General features: G+C 43.9%; 16 protein-coding genes and 1 other RNA gene. 5 read left to right on the top strand and 12 right to left on the bottom strand.

The annotated features are described in order from the left end of the window. Nucleotides 1–10: 10 nt before the first annotated feature. From YWE_RS0116930 to YWE_RS0116920, 3 genes are read right to left on the bottom strand one after another with little or no spacing between them, the layout of a single operon-like run. Entirely contained in the window at nucleotides 11–3,259 is a 3,249-nt protein-coding gene (locus tag YWE_RS0116930) for a type I restriction endonuclease subunit R (RefSeq protein WP_029095607.1), read from the bottom strand. Beyond that, entirely contained in the window at nucleotides 3,256–4,611 is a 1,356-nt protein-coding gene (locus YWE_RS29080; protein ID WP_051323393.1) for a restriction endonuclease subunit S, read from the bottom strand. The genes YWE_RS0116930 and YWE_RS29080 overlap by 4 nt, the downstream gene beginning before the upstream one ends. Beyond that, complete coding sequence (locus YWE_RS0116920; protein ID WP_029095606.1) at nucleotides 4,611–6,974, bottom strand: type I restriction-modification system subunit M; 2,364 nt, start codon at nucleotides 6,972–6,974, stop codon at nucleotides 4,611–4,613. The genes YWE_RS29080 and YWE_RS0116920 overlap by 1 nt, the downstream gene beginning before the upstream one ends. Nucleotides 6,975–7,281: 307 nt before the next feature. On the opposite strand from YWE_RS0116920, the gene YWE_RS0116915 reads away from it, so the two are divergent. Together YWE_RS0116915 and YWE_RS0116905 are read left to right on the top strand one after the other, a co-directional pair. Beyond that, the gene (locus YWE_RS0116915) at nucleotides 7,282–7,656 is read left to right on the top strand and encodes a hypothetical protein (RefSeq protein WP_127526444.1); all 375 of its coding nucleotides are present in this window, start codon (nucleotides 7,282–7,284) and stop codon (nucleotides 7,654–7,656) included. A gap of 394 nt (nucleotides 7,657–8,050) precedes the next feature. Further along, entirely contained in the window at nucleotides 8,051–8,407 is a 357-nt protein-coding gene (locus tag YWE_RS0116905) for a hypothetical protein (RefSeq protein ID WP_029095603.1), read from the top strand. A 67-nt stretch (nucleotides 8,408–8,474) separates the two neighbouring features. Here the strand turns inward: YWE_RS0116905 and YWE_RS0116900 are convergent, their stop codons facing one another. The 9 genes from YWE_RS0116900 to smpB form a co-directional block, all read right to left on the bottom strand. Then, nucleotides 8,475–9,083 carry a hypothetical protein gene (locus YWE_RS0116900; RefSeq protein WP_029095602.1) on the bottom strand — a complete coding sequence of 203 codons (609 nt, stop codon included), beginning with the start codon at nucleotides 9,081–9,083 and terminating at the stop codon, nucleotides 8,475–8,477. Nucleotides 9,084–9,193: 110 nt separating this feature from the next. Next, entirely contained in the window at nucleotides 9,194–11,863 is a 2,670-nt protein-coding gene (locus YWE_RS30105; RefSeq protein ID WP_084167118.1) for a DUF927 domain-containing protein, read from the bottom strand. Continuing rightward, nucleotides 11,863–12,252, bottom strand: a complete 390-nt coding sequence (locus tag YWE_RS0116890) for a hypothetical protein (protein WP_029095601.1) — start codon at nucleotides 12,250–12,252, stop codon at nucleotides 11,863–11,865. The genes YWE_RS30105 and YWE_RS0116890 overlap by 1 nt, the downstream gene beginning before the upstream one ends. Beyond that, nucleotides 12,253–12,459, bottom strand: coding sequence for a helix-turn-helix transcriptional regulator (locus YWE_RS0116885; protein WP_029095600.1), 207 nt, complete (start codon nucleotides 12,457–12,459; stop codon nucleotides 12,253–12,255). A 108-nt stretch (nucleotides 12,460–12,567) separates the two neighbouring features. Further along, the gene (locus tag YWE_RS0116880) at nucleotides 12,568–13,446 is read right to left on the bottom strand and encodes a hypothetical protein (protein WP_029095599.1); all 879 of its coding nucleotides are present in this window, start codon (nucleotides 13,444–13,446) and stop codon (nucleotides 12,568–12,570) included. A gap of 134 nt (nucleotides 13,447–13,580) precedes the next feature. Next, a complete protein-coding gene (locus tag YWE_RS0116875; RefSeq protein WP_029095598.1) occupies nucleotides 13,581–14,822 on the bottom strand; it encodes an integrase domain-containing protein in 1,242 nt (413 codons plus the stop codon). A 191-nt stretch (nucleotides 14,823–15,013) separates the two neighbouring features. Further along, nucleotides 15,014–15,376: a transfer-messenger RNA gene (gene ssrA / locus YWE_RS29735) on the bottom strand. Nucleotides 15,377–15,441: 65 nt separating this feature from the next. Beyond that, entirely contained in the window at nucleotides 15,442–15,882 is a 441-nt protein-coding gene (yidD, locus tag YWE_RS0116870; RefSeq protein ID WP_029095597.1) for a membrane protein insertion efficiency factor YidD, read from the bottom strand. Between the two features lie 149 nt (nucleotides 15,883–16,031). After that, nucleotides 16,032–16,514 carry an SsrA-binding protein SmpB gene (gene smpB / locus YWE_RS0116865; RefSeq protein ID WP_029095596.1) on the bottom strand — a complete coding sequence of 161 codons (483 nt, stop codon included), beginning with the start codon at nucleotides 16,512–16,514 and terminating at the stop codon, nucleotides 16,032–16,034. 212 nt (nucleotides 16,515–16,726) lie between these two features. Here smpB and YWE_RS0116860 point away from each other — a divergent pair, with 212 nt between their 5' ends. The 3 genes from YWE_RS0116860 to YWE_RS29730 form a co-directional block, all read left to right on the top strand. Beyond that, nucleotides 16,727–17,161, top strand: coding sequence for an SRPBCC family protein (locus YWE_RS0116860; RefSeq protein ID WP_029095595.1), 435 nt, complete (start codon nucleotides 16,727–16,729; stop codon nucleotides 17,159–17,161). After that, a complete protein-coding gene (locus YWE_RS0116855) occupies nucleotides 17,154–17,447 on the top strand; it encodes an RnfH family protein (protein ID WP_029095594.1) in 294 nt (97 codons plus the stop codon). The genes YWE_RS0116860 and YWE_RS0116855 overlap by 8 nt, the downstream gene beginning before the upstream one ends. A gap of 89 nt (nucleotides 17,448–17,536) precedes the next feature. Next, nucleotides 17,537–17,733: transposase (locus YWE_RS29730; protein WP_071605810.1), on the top strand; the 197-nt coding region annotated here is incomplete at its 3' end.

The following is a 17,733-nucleotide window of genomic DNA, read 5'->3' as shown; positions in this document are numbered from 1 at the left end:
TAAGGATAACCTAAGCCCCTTTTAGCATATCGAATACCACTCGGGCAAAACCTTTGGCAAGTTCAGGGTTTGAAAGGTATTGCATCATCATCTCATGTTGCGCTTCGCTGCTGTCCATCACCGCGTCATCAATCGCTTTAGGGAAATCCCCAAGCATGGCTTGTTCACGGGTGTTATTAGCAATCTGCGTCATGACCGCCTGGTTTTCTGATAACTTGTCGCGTACGGTAAAGGCATAGTTGATCATGTCTTTGTCGCTAAGGTTATCCGTAATAAACAGGTCATTCAGACGCGCCAGAATATTGGACAGAAACTCTTCTTTCTTATCCTTCGGCTTGGCTGTGCCGACGTCATTACCCGGCTCGATTTTGTATTCTTCGGCATCTTCCTGAAGTTTGAGATGCTGCTCATGGAGTTTTGATAAGCGGTAATGGCTCATCTCCACGTTGCTTAAATCAATCTCGTCTTCTTCAATGCGCTGCTCATGGAGTAGCGGACGCAGATGGCGGGCAAACAGGCTGAGCTTCTCCAGTTCCTTGTCATCGTACTCAACGATTTGCGACATAAACTCATAGAAGCGGACAAAACTGCCGAGATCTTTCTTGAAGATATCCAGTTTGTCTTTCTCTTGTTTGCAATCTTTGAAGCTGTTTTCAGCATTGGTGATCAGCACCACATCATTGGTTTTTTTCGTGCGTTCAAAGATTTCTTTTGCCAGCTTATAAGCCTCCACAGCGGAGGTATAACGCTTCTTCCAGCGCTCAACGGCAGGTTTACAGATATTGCTTATCGCGGCGTTTGATTTGTTTTTGGTGAAGAAGGCGTCACAGAATTGCTCGACTTCATTCCACTGGAAGATACCACTGGTGCGGAGCTTCTGGAATAACTCAAAGACCAGTTGTGGATCGCTGACATCAGTCAGTTCAGCCGTTTGATAGTAAGGCTGGAAAGCTTCCAGGATCTCGTCGGGTTCGTTGTAGAAATCCAGCACAAAAGTGCCCGACTGCGCTTTGCCGGGATAGGTACGATTCAGACGCGAAAGCGTCTGTACGCACTCCACACCACCAAGCGCTTTATCCACATACATGGCGCATAGTTTTGGCTGGTCAAAACCGGTCTGGAACTTATTCGCCACCAGCATCACCTGATAATCATCGCTATCAAAGGCTTTACGCATATCCCGGCCTTTCAGCCCTGGGTTCATATTGGTTTCGGTAAACTTCTGATTCAGCAGTGCGAGGCTATTGTGGTCACTCTCCACAAATTCCACTTCCCCAGAAAACGCCACCATGGCGTTAATTTTCTGGTAGTTGTTCTCTGCAATGTACTTATCAAATGCCAGCTTGTAGCGCACTGCCGCTTTGCGAGAACTGGTGACGACCATCGCTTTGGCCTGCCCACCCAGTAAATGCATCACATGTTTGCGGTAGTGCTCAACAATCACTTTTACTTTTTGCGACACGTTATGGTCGTGCAGCGTGACCCACTGGTTCAGTTTGATTTTGGTTTTCTTGCTGTCCACTTCCCGGTCAGGATCGTCCAGTTTTTGCAGCAGCTTATACGCCACTTTGTAGTTGGTGTAGTTCTTGAGAACATCAAGAATAAAGCCTTCTTCGATGGCCTGGCGCATGGAGTAAACATGGAAGGCTTCGGGTTTATTGGTCTTTGATGCAGGTTCGAGAGGGTTTGGGCGGCGGCCAAACAGCTCGAGTGTTTTAGCTTTTGGCGTGGCGGTAAACGCATAGTAGTTAAGATTACTGCTGTTTTTACGTGCAGCGATGGTGGCATCGAGAATATCTTCCGACGACAGCACCACATCATCATCCGCCTCTTCTTTCATCAACACTTCTTTAAGCTGACGCGCCGTAGAACCGCTTTGCGAAGAGTGTGCTTCATCAGCGATAACCGCATATTTACGCTGCTTGAGGCTGACGCTGTTTTCAATGGCTTTCAGAACGAACGGGAAGGTCTGGATGGTAACGATAATAATCGGCTGCGAGTTTTCCAGGGCGCTGGCGAGCTTTTCCGATTTCGATCCATCGCCTTCTTTATTGTTAATGCGCCCGACGACGCCATCGGCGTGTTCAAACTGGTAAATGGTGTCCTGGAGCTGCTCGTCCAGCACGGTGCGATCCGTTACCACAATTACCGAGTGGAACTGCTTCTCGCCCTTTTCATCATAGAGTGTGGAAAGCTGGTGGGCGGTCCAGGCAATAGAGTTAGATTTCCCGGAACCGGCACTGTGTTGAATCAGATATTTATGACCCGTGCCTTCTACCGCAGCGGCGCTGATCAGCTTATTCACCACATCCCACTGGTGGTAGCGCGGGAAGATCAGGCTTTCTTTTTTAACCTTCAGCCCGTTCCAGTCCTCTTTTTCTTCAATTTGCAGATGCACAAAACTGGCAAGGATTTTCAGCAGATTGTCCGGCAGCAGGACTTCATTCCACAGGTAGCTGGTGGCGTATTCGTTTTCATTGTCGGGAGTTTCATTACCCGCGCCGCCTTCTTTGGTGCCTTTGTTAAACGGCAGGAAGAAGGTGTTATCACCCGCCAGTTTGGTGGCCATAAACACTTCATACTGGCTGACGGCAAAGTGCACCAGCGCACCACGTTTAAAAGTGAGCAACGGCTCAGGCTTATTGGTTATCGGGTCTTTCGGCAAACGCGTTTTCTTATATTGTTTAATCGCGTTATGTACCGCTTGCTTGAATTCTGATTTCAGCTCAAGTGTGGCAATCGGCAAGCCGTTGATAAACAGCACCAAATCGATACGCCATTTCTTTGCTACTGAACCCGTTTCATCCAGTGCCGCTTTGGTGGCATACGGGCTGTAAACCAGTTCTGGCACAATACGGCAGATATTCTGTTTATAACGCGCCAGGGTTTCCGGGTTGAGATTGTGCTCGGGTTTAAACTGGCATAGCGAAAAGCGCGCATTATGGCTTTTGATACCGTGGCGCAACACGCCCAGCGTGCCGTAAGTGCGCGATAGCTGGTCTGTGGCGTTGTTATCGGCTTTTTTAAGTTGCGCCACCAGCAAATCAAGGAAATGACGCTCGGTATCGGTGGGGTAAATCTTAGAAAATTTTTCCCACTCCAGCGGCTGAGTGTTTTGCACAAAGGCGATGACATCCTGCGAGTACAGAGCACGTTCGCGGTCATAGCCTTCTGGTTTGCCTCGAATCCAGCCTTTGTCTTCCATTTGAGCAATCATTTCATCCTGGAAAATCAGCTCTTTGGTGGTATCCATACTCATGCGGTCGCTTCCTCTGTTGCCTTGATATCGCTGATGTCTGGTGCAATCCAGTCGCGCACGTCTATTTTGCCAGTGACGGCGGCGGAGATAAGGGCAGTGCGGCGTTCTTGGAGGAGCTGAACAGCATTCGTAGCATTCTTCTCAATCAAATCGTAACGAGCTTCCTGTTCACCGAGATAGTCAACAATTGCATCCATTTCAGATTTTGGTGGAATGGCAATAGGATAGTTAAGCAGAAAATCTGAAGGAACACGTTTCAGCCCGCCAGCACCAGTCATTGCTCCTGTTGCTGCCCGAATGAAATTATCTTCCTGAAGTCGATATAATAAGTAATTTACCTGAACTTTTTCAGTAGGCCTAAGAACATATATTTCCGTAGAACCGAAACCGACCCTATTAACCAACCCACAAGCCACTGCAATGTTTTTATTTTCAAAACATGGTGTTACCTTGGCTAATAAAAGATCATTTTCTTCAAAATAGGTATAACCATTTATAACTTCTCTTATAAATTTACTTTCATCCGTTACAAGAGAGTTCCTTTTCAACTTCTCCATCGGGATGAAAGTACATTCATCATTCGGTTTAAAGTTTGCAGCTGATTTTTTAGGCGTCAATAATGCTATATGCTTGATTTTTGAGCATAGCCAGTGCTCCGGCACTTCCCCCAGCCACTCAACACCAGAATCCTTCATCAGCACATCTGGATTTAGACCTTTGGTTACAGCATGGCTAATCACTGCCTGATGCTTTTCTTTTAGCAGTTCAATCAGTTGCTGCTGTTTCTCGATCAGCTTATCGATTTTTGCGGTTTCATGATCGAGGAAATCCGCTATTTTAACTTGCTCTTCTAACGAAGGTAGCGGATATATAATCTCGTTAAACGCCTCTGTAGGTAAACGCCATCTACCTAAGTGCGCACTTCCTTGTCCAAGATGGAAGAATCGACGTTGTTTGTAGCCATCTTGCAATAAATAAAGGAAATATCGGCTATAAAAATCATTATTATCACGAACAGAGAACACCCGATAGTCAGGACTTGTAACGCCATCATACTTTGATATATCAACATACCCAGTCAATAAATCCATATGATTCATTGCAAATTCACCGGGCAATACTCTCTGGTATTTTGAATAGTCCATTGATAGTTGCCCTTCACCACTATCAATATCTTTTATTTTAATACCCTTCTGAGTCACAGAAAGAATATCGAACCCGAGTGTCCCTGCAATTCTCTTTTTTATTTCAAAAATATATTTAAGTCTAAGTGCTGACCATTTTTTAGGAATAGATCCAAAGGAGTCCACCCCAGAATCCTTATACTCAGGATAAGCCTTATACTTAGCCATCAGGAATGTACCTCCTGCAGCAGCTTCATAATCTCAGCACTTACGGCATCCAAGTCGGCATCAATCTCTTCTAACGGGCGCGGCGGCTGATAAACGTAAAAGTGGCGGTTAAACGGAATCTCATAACCAACAATCCCCACTTCATTATCTTTCGCATCGCGCTTATCGGCGTTAATCCAGGCATCGGCAACGTGCGGCAATACTTCTGCTTTAAAGTAGTTTTCAATCAGATCGCTGGTGGCAATAGCAGGGTTTAACGGCACGTTTTCGTTATCACGCAGATCGCCGTCCTGATCGAATTCCACCACTTTGCCTTTGTATTCAAACGCACCGTACAGCGGTTGGGCGGCTTCTTTCAGTACCTTTTTCACCACCGGTTCAGCGGCAGGATTTTTGGTGGTGATGGCATCGATAAACTGTTTGTTCTCTTTAGTATCCAGCTTAACGCCTGCGGTTTTGATCGCGCCTTTGAGTGTCAACTGGAACTCATTAAAGTCGTTGCTCACCCGCTCTTTGCCACCAGCTTTAGCGCCTAACGCCGTCTGGATTTGTTGCGCTTTATCCATCAATGCACGTTGTGCCAGCCACAGTTTGCTATCCAGCAGGTCTTTAATTTGCTTCTCTTTCAGTTCAGCAAATTCCGCTTTGATAATCGCGCGAGCTTCAACTTCGATATCGGTAAAGTCACCATAGTTATCGTTTTGCCACTGTTCGGAGAACTCTTCATATAAACGTTCCATCGGTGCATTCAGTGGTTTGGTGGCAAAGCGCAGAGTGGCAATAGCTTCATCGGTCACCTGTGCTGACAAACGCAGCGGACGCTCAATGGTCAGGCGGCGGTAGCCAAAATCAGTGCTGTTAAAGATTTTGCTGGCGAAGGTTTTCACCGCTTCGGTTTTGGCTGTAGCAGACTGGCGGCCACGGTTAGATTTTTGTTCCGGCGCTTTCTCAAGACCTAAATCTTCAAGAGAAGTGGCATCCACTACTTCAAACTCACCAAAGGTGCGGGTGATAAGCTTAATGTCGTCCTCGCCCATCAGGTTACGCTTGGAGCCTAAAGACTTGCGCATCTTACCGCACAGGTTGGTGCCATCAATCAACTGGACTTTGCCTTTACGCTCTGTGGCTTTCTTGTTCGATAGAATCCAAACATAGGTAGCAATACCGGTGTTGTAGAACATATCCGTTGGCAGCGCCACAATACCTTCTAGTAAATCGGCTTCCAGAATATAACGGCGGATTTCACTCTCACCGCTTCCTGCCCCACCGGTAAACAGTGGTGAACCGTTGAGGATAATACCGATACGCCCACCGCTGCTCACAGAACCATCGACTTTATCGCTATCGCGCATTTTGCTAATCAAGTGCATCAGGAACAGCAGCGAACCGTCAGAAACACGCGGCAGGCCGGGGCCAAAACGCCCGTTAAAGCCTTTTTGCTGGTGCTCGTCGTTAATCTCGCCTTCAATTTTTTTCCAGTCCACGCCAAACGGCGGGTTAGAAAGCATGTAGTCGAACTGGTCTTGCGGTAACTGGTCATTGGAAAGCGTGTTGCCCAGCTTGATGCGGCTAACGTCCTGACCTTTGATCAGCATATCTGCTTTACAGATAGCGTAAGACTCTGGGTTCAGCTCCTGGCCAAATGCGCGCATCACCGCTTTTGGGTTCAGTTCGTGCACGTATTCCATACCAGAAGAGAGGAAACCACCCGTACCCGCCGTCGGGTCGTAAATGGTGCGGATGATGCCGTCTTTCGACAACGCTTCATCATCTTCCATAAACACCAGCGAAGTGGTTAAGCGCACGATATCGCGTGGAGTAAAGTGCTCCCCGGCAGTCTCGTTTGAGCTCTCCGCAAAACGGCGGATTAACTCTTCAAACACCAAGCCCATTTCATGGTTAGAAATGGCTTTCGGGCTCAGGTCGGTAGTCGCGAATTTCTTAACGATTTTAAACAGTAGGTTTGCATCATCCAGCAGGCCAACAAACTCGCTGAATTTGAAATGCTCGAAGATTTCGTGTGCATCCTTTGAGAAGCACTGAACGTAGTTCTCCAGGTTTTCTTTGATGTCGTTCTGCCCCATCTTGCCGAGATCCATCGGCGAAGTATTGAAGAACGACAGTCCTTTGGTAGCACGTAACAGAAACTTCTCTCGCCCTTCTTCCGACAATGGGCTGGCCTTCAGTTTTTCCGCTTCCGCAACCACTGCCTCTTTGGTAGGTGCTAACACACACTCAAGACGGCGTAGCAGAGTGAAAGGCAGAATCACGCGTCCGTACTGCGATTGTTTGAAATCACCGCGTAACAGATCGGCAACTGACCAAATAAAGGCCGCTGTTTGAGAAAAGTTGGTGTTAGTCATAGAAGAACCCGAAAACGTACATAAAAAGATGGTGTGTATTATACACACGTCGATAGGTTTTACTGTGCCATTAGGCATATACGAAGAATTTGTTGGAAGATATAAGCATTGCCTATAGCCCTATAATCTTCCATAACTAAATACTCCCTGTTTTTTCAGAACAGATATATATGAGTGCGATTGATCGTTTAAATCGATCACACTTACCTTAATTGATCGAAACAAACGATCAATCGTTCCGTTTGAATAACATACAATAGACTTCCGATAATCATGTACATCTAGTTCATGCAAGGATGATTCAGAAATGAAGAGATACGCTTGTGTATTGGTTTTCAGCCTCTCGTTATTGGGGTGCTCAGCTACACCAACCCATGAAAATTTTGCGAGGACAATGGATTCATGGATTGGAAAAAGTTTGGACAAGTATGTAGATAATAGAAGTTATCCTGATGGTTTCATAACCGCACCTAACGGTAACAAGGTATATTATTGGTCTCATCGTTGGTCTCATTCTTCTTCTGGTATGGCCGTAAAATCAGGGTCAATGATTTTAAGTTCGCCAGCATCAACGTATATACAGTATTGTGATATTTTTGTTGAAGTTAATGAACAGCGCGTTATTCTCAAGTGGTCATCGAAAGGTAAATGTGAAAAGCGCGAAGTTGAATTAGCAGAATAGCTGTTACCTATAAGTAAAATATTTTTAATGCTAAAGATTCATTGTTATTAATGGAAGGTATTGCTATGTCTATAATTTGGGTCGTGGTTCTCTTATACATATTTGTTGGCGTTTTTGCTGCGAAAATAATATTTATCAACGGACAATCTCGTGGTAGTTCCAACGTGGTTATATCATTTATTATGGTAATGATAATTTGGCCGCTATTTGTTTTTTATTTCAAAAATGTCTTCTTGTTTAAAAGAAAGTATTTTGTTTTTTATGAGTCTCTTGATAGGGCAGTTCAAGGGCACGTGATTATGAAAGTTCATCACAAAGGGGAAATATATAATGCTAACTACAGAGCTATAGGAATCCCTGGGAACTGCTATATAACTGGGTTTAAGGCGATATGATGATTAGTTATCTAAGATGGATAGTGGTGATGCCGGTCGCAGTTCTTGCCTCAGTTATTGTGCCAGTTATATATAAATTTTTTTTAAAACTGCTAGGTCCTGAGCACGGAATAATTGGTGATTTTTTATTAGAGGCTGGTGTTTCTTTCTTTATGGGCGCTATATTTATTCTGTCTGGCACTTATACAGCACCAAGTAATAGAATTAAAACTGCTAGATTACTTTTTGTATTATTACTAATAGTACTCGTGTTTCTATTTATATTTAACCTTAATCTTAATGAGTATTCGGCTGCCTTCTATGTCATACCAACGGCGTTGGGAGCATATGCGGCAACCAAATATGATTATTCATAAGACACTAAAGTATTAAGTACATATTATTAAATGTGCTGGAGTGATTGGATAATAGGAGTAACCGTTGTTACTCCCAGTTATACCCCATATTACACAAGACTTGAGTAGTGAATACCTGACGAGCTTCATTAAGAGAGAGTAGGTCGTAACGCCATACATTGACGGACCCAGCGCTACGCCGCTTTACTGCTATACCGGAGCTAAGTACATCCCTGCCAAACGATCTGTCTGAACCAGCTTCGTGTTCAGGGCTATCAATAAACATCTCATATAGCGTTCTACTGGGTATTGATTCTGGCCATCCATCTTGGTTATTGCCAATGCTGCCTTGCGTTAGCAGCTTCAGTAAGAAGCGTTGACCGTCGCTAAGCTCTGAATAGCTTGTTGGCTTTGGCTCAATAAAATAGGCTCGGACTAACACACCGCAACGATTAATCTTCTTACCTGAAATGCCAATTGCATCCATGGCAATAGCAAGGTCTTCTTTATGACATTTAAATGTCCGGCATAAGTCGGTCTCATATAACTCTTGCTGCCTACTGGCTGTGGATAGTGTGTTCACCCACTGCTGAATTTGCTCTTTTAGATGGAGGGTGTGTGGCTTATATTCCCTATCTACCTGAGCAGCTTTTTCAACTTCAATTTGTTTTTGGATTACGCTTAGGTACGTTCTCATTTAAATCTCTCCATATGTAACTTATGTAATTAAGTAACAGATTAATAATTTCAGATAGTTAGGTGGTAACGATCATATGTAGTTGATGTAACCACCGTAACCAACGGGGTTTAATCATCCTGATTTTGTAGACAAATGGGATATACGCGGTGCGTTTGTTTACCAATCTTTTTGGAAACTGCCTTATTACTCGTATCCGTGAGTTTCAGTATTTTCGCGTCACGTAGATTCTTTAATGCACGTTGGAAGTCTAGACCGGTTAACGCTTCACGCAGGCCACTGGAGGTAAATAAATAAACTCTCTCACCACTAACCGGTTCATCCTCCCACCATCCAGCACGATCGCGGATAGTTATTGAAGAGGTTTCAATTTTGGGGGCGAAACGGCTATCACCGTGCCGCTCTATAAATGATGTTAATTGATTGATAGTTTGTTGATATTCGGTACTGGTATCACCTCGTAATGATTTCCAAGTATTGAATGTGGCTACCGCGGCGTTTAGAGCTTCACCTGCTTGCCATTTAGTTATGCCATAAACTGTAGCGGACTCGCCAGCAAGGGCTAATAAAGCAAACCTACGAGCAACGCGTTTGATTTGTCCTTCGGACGAATTACCACTAAATTGAGGCAAAGCAACAAGCTTATTCAGTGCATGGTTAAAATCACTTTTGTCTTTAATTAGGGATTCTAGAAAAGCCCTACCAGCGTGACCATGATGCAGTGCACTTTGTGCTTTTAGGTGATCTGAAAATTGATTACCAGTTTCAAATCCATGCAAATTGTCCCATGCCCCGTAGGCCATTTGTACTGGAATATCAATGAGGCGAACAGCTTGCCCAGCTTTAACTCGAATATTGCTTTGCTCAATTGTGGCTACGGTAGTTAATTCTCCGCTGGATATTACGGAACAGCGCCAACGTGCAATAGCACGAGCTAAGCCTGTACGGCTCGCACGTTGTTTACCTACACCATTACCTAGCGAATATATGATATTTCCAACTTCCTGAGGCGCACATTCACTGATCTCATCAAGTGCTAGCAGGGTATCGTTGAACATCATAGCGGCTCCTTCCATACCATTAGACGTAGCCCGCCAGCTACGTTTATAGTTTTTTCCTCCCCAGACGGAACAAGCCGCCTCAACGAGCGTTGTTTTACCGGTTGATGAATCACCATAGAAGTGTATGCCTCCACTTTCTGCATGGCATTTTTCTAGCAAAGGACCAGCGAAAGCAGCACAAAGTCCAAGAACAAACAGAGGGTTCCCTTGGGCAAGAGCCGCTACGTTTTCTTGCCAGCCTTCGAGAGTACCTCCCACAGTATATTCTTCTTGAGGTCGTTGGCCTGACTGGAAGATAACTTCAGTATTGGTTGTATCACTAATAGTACTGTCGGGTAGGATAAATACATTACCTGCCCAGCCGATCTGTAAGGCACAGCGCATACGGCGTTTAGGTGTTACTTGTTGTAAATAATTCATTAAGAGATTTTTTTGCTTAAGAGAAATCCCTACACCCATTGATAAAAGGATTGCTCGTAGTTCATCACCGCTACCAGCCAATAGATCCATCGGCATTGCCCATGTATGCCAAATGCCTAGAGTGTTTTTAAATCGTAGCAGGCGGCCGAAGTTCCTTTCTTCCAAATCACAGGTAACCGCTTCTACATGTATCGGTGAACAGATATACAGATGATGTGTAGTTGGTGATTCGCCAGGTTTAATATCAAAAAACCAGACTCCAGCTGTGAGCTTTTGCCCTTCGTATTCAATATTATTATCGAATACCCTGAAGCATGGGCGTTGGTCATCACTCGGTACCGTGACATTTTTGAGTGCTGTTGAGTGATATGTTTCACCTTTCCATCCCTGCGATTGCGCATGGTGGTAAAGTGTCGCAGCATGGATACCGCCGTTAGGATCAAAGCTTTCCCACGTAGATTCAAAAGCGTTCTCATCAAACTTCTCTTGAGATTGTTTGCTCCACTCCTTTGCTATCTCTTTACCAGCATGAATCTGATGATCGCGAATAGCCCAGAGAACATCCCTCCATAACGGATAGTCACAGTTGGGGTTAATAAATGATAGAGCTTCTTTCATCGATGCTAATACTTGATCATTAGCAAGAGAATCAATTATAGGATCAGTGTGTTTAGCTTGTGCTCCCTGAGTATGAACTTGTTGCTCTGTTAGCCGCTTTAACAGTTCCGCCGGAGCATCCATAATATTATGGCTAACCCTACGATAAGATAATCCTGTTTTAGGATGGATAGTTGGCGGTGACACAACCTGCTTACCTTTACCTAATAGCTCAATTATCCAGTAAGGTTTTCCATCAGTATTCTTATGCTTGGATTCAGATAGTTTAAGGGCTGCTTTGTTAACCGATCCAATATCACTGAAATGGATATAGTAGTGACATGAATCATCGCAACGGCCTGTAATCACGTTGGGTACTGTGGGAGAAAGCCCTAATGATAATAATGCCTGATGCAATTCGGCTCGTACTTCTGGCGTGAGTTCACCTGCGTGGGGATCAACGTCAATGACACCGAGAAATCCCCCTCCAGTGAGGGGGAAACCAGTGCGTATGCCAAGGCCATAATTATGTTTCTCCCAATCAGGTAAATATGCTTTTACTTCTTCCTCTGTCAATATAGGGGCAACTTGCCAGCCTTTTTGGTTGGTAAATTTTTGGCCTAAAGGGATAGGGTGAACAGGTATTCCTTGTTCTGCTAGCCAGACGACTTCGTTTAGGTAAACATTATTTAAGATGGTCATTACTTAATCTCCTTAAATATATTAAGAAAATGGTCCATCTCACTGATTAGTTCAGTATTAAGAATTAAAATAGGTTCATTATTTCTTAGCATCACGTTGATGCTTTTTAATAATTCTTTTAGTATAGGTATACCGTCGATTAATGCTTGTTGGGTTAGCGTTCGGTTTTGATTTATCAATGTACGCTCTAAATTTTTCCCCTTGCTTATTGCTATAGCAATTACTGGTTTTATTTTTTTTGCATATTCTCTATGTATGACTTGCACTCCACATGACGCCTCAAAGGAATCAATAGAAATATAGTTCCCTTTGTCATCGATGATAAAATAATCATGTTCTAAAATTTCTATATTTTTAATAGCACGAGGTACTGAAATATGATTTTTCATTTATTTAACCTTACGTAATTCGATAAATTTAATAATGTCGGATAAGCGCCAAGCGACGCAGCGCGAGCTAAGGCGTATGGGTTGTGGCGCGATGCCTTGCTTAACCCAAGAATAGAATGTTGATTTGCCGATTGAGAGCAGTTCGATAACCTCACATATGCGGAGCAGACGTTCGGCATGAAGAGGTTGGGAGTCTGTGATTATCATATAATCTCCTTTAGTTCCTAGGACATCTAGGAATGTGCGGAGATTCTTAATGTTTTGATGTGAAATTAAAACGGGGATAAATAGACTGAATTATACCCGTATAAGGAACTACTTAGATGGTAGGTATGCCACTGGGATTGAGTCAACATGAGATGATATGTAGCTAACATCTGGTGTTCGAAGAAACGTATTGAGTTGTTTGCTGAACTCTTTTTCATCAACCATGATGTGGACACTATTAATGTATTCAATTACTTCAATTAATTCAGTTGGGGCTGGCACAGTTCTCCAGATTTCGGATATAGTGATGGAGCTGGACTTTTTTAGCTCTTCATACCAATCAATATTAAATTGAGATTCATAGCATTTCTTGTTTATTTCTTTCAATATAGGAAGTCCAATTTTTACTAAATTATTCAGCTCACTCATTGCAAATTTGATAGCACCACGAGGGCCATTATTCTTTTCGTACACTTTATATAATAAAGCCGCATGATAAAGGAAAACGCGTTTTAGTTGGTACTGAGGAGCACCTCTTTTAAGATCTCGTTTTATAATATAGAACCCATTAACTTGCTTCTCTACATCCTTCCTTTCTAATTCAATATCTATCTTATCATTTAGAATAGCGTCAATGATTATAGCTGAAGCTATCGTGAGCTCTGTGCTTTTTCTTGTTGAGCGTAATGTCATTCTTGACCAAGCACGAGTGACATTGTCAGCAATAGCTTCATGTATTGGTGTATTATTCAGGTAGAAATCTATGACCTCTAATGCATCCATTCTGTCTCTGTAGTCATCGGGTAATAATAATCTGAATCTATTTAGACTAAGGAGATAAGGAGGCGAATCACCTTGAACCGGTTGTAAAATCTTTAATAATGAGTCGCATTCAGGATTTTTGCTTTTTTCTTCTATGGCCCATTTAATTATATCTGAAGTAAATGACTGTTTGAGTTCATCTAAAGTTTCTTGAGATAATTGCATATTCAAATCCTTTTAAATTAACTAATTAACGTTAAGAGTTACTTGGTTACTTAATACTAATGTACTAAGTAACTGCTTAAGTGCTTATAGCTATTGGGTTGTAACATGGTTACATAAGTTACGCATTGAAATGCTTAACCTACAGCCCTTAATCCCTTAATACCACTATTCATAACACTACCGCTATCAGCTGCCGAAATAAAATCAGCCCACCACTGCATCATCGGTTTACGCTTTTCCAGATAGTCACTGCGGTTATAGGCACGTCTCACTTCATTCTTATCAACATGAGCAAGAGCCGCTTCGATGACATCAGAATCAAAGCCTTCTTCATTAAGAGCTGTACTACCGATAGAGCGTAGACCGTGAGAAACCAGCACTCCGCCAAATCCTGCACGTTTAAGCGCTGCGTTAACAGTTTGGCTATTCATAGGTTGAGTTGGCTTAATCCGACTAGTGAAGACGTATTCTCTGTGACCACTAAAAGGCTTCATTCGCTCTAAGATATTTAACGCTTGTTCAGATAATGGGATTATATGTTCTCGGTTCATTTTCATTCTGCCAGCAGGAATGCGCCATAGTCTGGCATCAAGGTCTATCTCATCCCAGCGGGTACCCGATGCTTCAGCGGGGCGGGTCAGTGTAAATAATTGCCACATAAAGAGACTGCGGGTGGGTAGTTCTATACTGGCAAGGCGCATAGTCTGCATCAGTTCTGGTAGTTGCTCAGGACGTATACTTGGCATGTGTTTTTTTTGGGGTTTCTCAAATGCCTTACTGATGTTAACGCTGGGTGCGGCGTCAATGAGGCCAACGTTCATTGCATATATCATTACTTCATTAATCCGTTGGCAAAGGCGCCTAACAGTTTCAAGAGCGCCACGAGCCTGAACCGGTTCAATAGCTTGGACTAGAGTACGAGCCTTGATATCAGCTATGGCAAGATTACCAATCATGGGGAACACGTCTTTCTCTAACGAACGCCAGATATCGTTAGCGTAGTCTTCGGTTACGCTAGCCTTTTTGACTTCCCACCACATACCTGCGACAACTTGAAATGTATTGGCTCTTGCTTCTTGTGTCTGTTGAAGTTGCTCGCGCTGGTGGTCTTGGGGATCGATGTTCTTAGCTATTAACGATCTGGCTTCAGCTCGAAGTTTACGAGCATCTTGCAGAGTAATCGATGGATAAGAACCAAAGGTAAGCTTGGCTCGTTTTTTATTGATAGGGCGATAATAGCGGAACTGCCAGATCTTACTGCCAGTGGCTTTTATTAAAAGCTGTAAGCCGTCACCATCATGAAGGGTATAGTCACTCTCTTGAGGTTTGGCTGCTTTAATCTCTGTATCAGAGAGAGGTCTAGTCTGCTTTGCCATAGGTACCATCCATCTTATAGGTACCTGTTGAATGGGTACCTTTCCATCGAGTACCTATAAGGGTACCCAAAACAAATAGATTTCACAAGATGACACAAGATGACACAAGACTACACTAGATAAAGAAAAGCCCGTAAACCTTGATGGCTACGGGCTTTCTGGACTTTCTTAGACTTCTTTAGAACTTAATGTGGTGGAGCTGGCGGGAGTTGAACCCGCGTCCGGAATTACTACACCGTCGGCACTACATGCTTAGTCAGTCTTTACATTCGCCTACCAGCTGCGGACAGACACGCCACTAATAAACTAGCTTGATTAGTTTTAATGCTTCAACCCCAAGCAAGGTATCCACACGATCTCTTTTGGATTTGACTTCTCTTGATCCCCGTCCTAAGAGCGGAGGCTAGGGAGAGAAGGCTCTAAGCAGGTTATTAAGCTGCTAGTGCGTAGTTTTCGTCGTTTGCGACTATTTTTTTGCGGCTTTTTACGAGGCCAACCGCCCCTCGGCATGCACCTTGGGCTTCGCCAATCCCGTCGAATCCAGAATCAGCCCCAAGTTGTTACTACTGGGCGAGTATAACAGAGTTTGCCCTTGGTACACCAGTGTCTTAACCCGGACTTAGCTATTTTTAACTTTATAGCGATAGGCGATTTTTTTAAGTTTATACAAAAAGGTGCGTTTTAGCCCAATGTCGAAAGAACAGTCGCATACATCGCAATGGCCAAAGTCGCTAAGATCTTTGCAGGCGCGGGTCGGGACGCATTCAGTCATATCAACACAGTCGCCGCATCTCTCACTTTTTGGTTTTTTTTGTGGCTTTTGGCGCTTATCCGTTTGCTGTAAATAGGTTTGGTAAGCACTGCTGCATCGTGAAAACTGTTTTGGCAGCGCGGTAAATAACGACATCACGCCGTTGCGTTGCACCATTTTAAGCGCATAGCTTGAACAAGAGGATTTGCCGGTCATTTGGTGATAGGCGCAGCTGAATCCCTTATGAGGCGAGATATAGCGTTGATAAAACCGAATAAGGCCAACGGCCAGTGCTGATGAAATTGACATAAACGCTTTCCTTGCAGTTTTCTGTCACTAAATAGATAAAGTTCAGAGCAGGGGGGGATAGCTCACTATCTATGCATACAAATAGTATAAAAGGGCGTTTAATGATTCATGCCCCCCTAAAATACTATCTGCATTTTTATCGTATAAAATTAGCGATTTGCATGCTTCATAATACGGTTCTTACTGACCTGCCATTCGCGGTCTTTAATATCCGTACGTTTATCGTGCAGCTGCTTACCTTTAGCTACGCCAATTTTAACTTTGGCCCAGGCATTTTTCCAATACATGGAAAGGGCAACGATGGTATAGCCATCGCGGTTAGAGAGGCCAAACAGTGAATCCAGCTCTCTTTTCTTAAGCAGCAGCTTACGCGAGCGGGTTGGGTCGCACACGATATGTGACGACGCAACGTTAAGCGGCGTAATGGTAGCGCCAAACAGATAGGCTTCGCCGTTTCTGAACACCACGTAGCTGTCCATAATATTGGCTTTGCCTGCGCGCATGGCTTTAACTTCCCAACCTTGCAGGGATAATCCTGCCTCGATTTCATCTTCAATGAAATACTCGTGGCGGGCGCGTTTGTTCATCGCAATAGTAGCGGAACCGGGTTTGTGAACTTTTTTCTTTGTCATAGTGGTTTTATTATACTTAATGCTGATTTGAAAGATATCCCTTAACCCTTTAAGCCACCAATTTTTCTTCTATTGTTGCCGCTTAGGCTGATAAAACACGTTAGCAATTCCTATATCATATGATATCGATTTTGGTCAGTTTCAAGTTAGATGATATGATTTGCGGCGTTTTATCGTTCAGACATCATCAGATATAGAGATTAGGAAAGGTTATGAAGCATATCAGCCGTTCGGCATTGGTAAATTATAGTGCCGGGCAAATGTATCAACTGGCTAACGACGTTCTCTCCTACCCGCAGTTTTTGCCTGGTTGTGTCAGTAGTCGAATTCTTGAGTTAACTGAAGATACGATGACAGCTTCGATCGATGTTTCTAAAGTAGGGATTCGTAAAACCTTTACCACCCGAAATAAAATGGTCAAAGATAAAGTTATCGATATGAAGCTGGTGGACGGTCCTTTTAAGGTGCTTCAAGGCGGCTGGCTGTTTACCCCTTTAACGGAAGATGCGTGTCGTATTGAGTTTAATTTGGAGTTTGAATTCAGCAGCCGGCTGGTAGAGATCGCTTTCGGGCGAATTTTCCAGGATCTGGCCGTCAACATGGTGCAGGCTTTTACCAAGCGGGCTAAAGAGATCTATGGTGTCTGATATTCATATTGAGGTGGTTTTTGCTCTGCCAGAGCGCCAGTACGTTAAGGTGCTTGAGGTTGCCGAAGGCTGTACGGTAGAGCAGGCCATTCAGGCCTCGGGCATCTTAGATATCCGCAAAGATATTGATTTAGCCGTGAATAAAGTCGGAATTTTTAGCCGGGGAGCTAAGTTGACCGACGTTTTGCAGGATGGCGATAGGGTAGAAATTTATCGCCCCTTAACCGCAGATCCTAAAGAACTCCGGCGAATTCGTGCTGAGAAGTCAAAAAAGAAGACGCCCTAAGGCGTCTTCTTCAGACTGATGACAAAGTCCTAGTCAAAAGGCTAGGACTTTGATCTAATAAGGTCAGTACAAAAAATGGACTGACTACCATGCTTAGAGACGCCTCCCCACAACAATACCAGTTTGAAACTATCNCCCTTGATGAACTCGTCCCCGAAGACCATCTGGTACGCAAAATTGATGCCGCCATCGACTTTGGCTTTATCCGCGATGCTGTCGCGCACCTCTACTGCCCCAATAATGGCAGACCGGCCATCGACCCCGTTCGCCTGATTAAAATGATGCT

Origin of the sequence: Budvicia aquatica DSM 5075 = ATCC 35567 (genome assembly GCF_000427805.1) — a bacterium.
Classification (GTDB): domain Bacteria; phylum Pseudomonadota; class Gammaproteobacteria; order Enterobacterales; family Enterobacteriaceae; genus Budvicia; species Budvicia aquatica.
Note: the sequence above shows the minus strand (reverse complement) of the source record. Positions and strands in the feature narration are given on the sequence as shown.

Bases quoted from the DNA above. Each gene is read 5' to 3' on its own strand.
- YWE_RS0116930 (WP_029095607.1), bottom strand. From the start codon at position 3,259: ATGAGTATGGATACCACCAAAGAGCTGATTTTCCAGGATGAAATGATT.
- YWE_RS29080 (WP_051323393.1), bottom strand. From the start codon at position 4,611: ATGGCTAAGTATAAGGCTTATCCTGAGTATAAGGATTCTGGGGTGGAC.
- YWE_RS0116920 (WP_029095606.1), bottom strand. From the start codon at position 6,974: ATGACTAACACCAACTTTTCTCAAACAGCGGCCTTTATTTGGTCAGTT.
- YWE_RS0116915 (WP_127526444.1), top strand. From the start codon at position 7,282: ATGAAGAGATACGCTTGTGTATTGGTTTTCAGCCTCTCGTTATTGGGG.
- YWE_RS0116905 (WP_029095603.1), top strand. From the start codon at position 8,051: ATGATTAGTTATCTAAGATGGATAGTGGTGATGCCGGTCGCAGTTCTT.
- YWE_RS0116900 (WP_029095602.1), bottom strand. From the start codon at position 9,083: ATGAGAACGTACCTAAGCGTAATCCAAAAACAAATTGAAGTTGAAAAA.
- YWE_RS30105 (WP_084167118.1), bottom strand. From the start codon at position 11,863: ATGACCATCTTAAATAATGTTTACCTAAACGAAGTCGTCTGGCTAGCA.
- YWE_RS0116890 (WP_029095601.1), bottom strand. From the start codon at position 12,252: ATGAAAAATCATATTTCAGTACCTCGTGCTATTAAAAATATAGAAATT.
- YWE_RS0116885 (WP_029095600.1), bottom strand. From the start codon at position 12,459: ATGATAATCACAGACTCCCAACCTCTTCATGCCGAACGTCTGCTCCGC.
- YWE_RS0116880 (WP_029095599.1), bottom strand. From the start codon at position 13,446: ATGCAATTATCTCAAGAAACTTTAGATGAACTCAAACAGTCATTTACT.
- YWE_RS0116875 (WP_029095598.1), bottom strand. From the start codon at position 14,822: ATGGCAAAGCAGACTAGACCTCTCTCTGATACAGAGATTAAAGCAGCC.
- yidD (WP_029095597.1), bottom strand. From the start codon at position 15,882: ATGTCAATTTCATCAGCACTGGCCGTTGGCCTTATTCGGTTTTATCAA.
- smpB (WP_029095596.1), bottom strand. From the start codon at position 16,514: ATGACAAAGAAAAAAGTTCACAAACCCGGTTCCGCTACTATTGCGATG.
- YWE_RS0116860 (WP_029095595.1), top strand. From the start codon at position 16,727: ATGAAGCATATCAGCCGTTCGGCATTGGTAAATTATAGTGCCGGGCAA.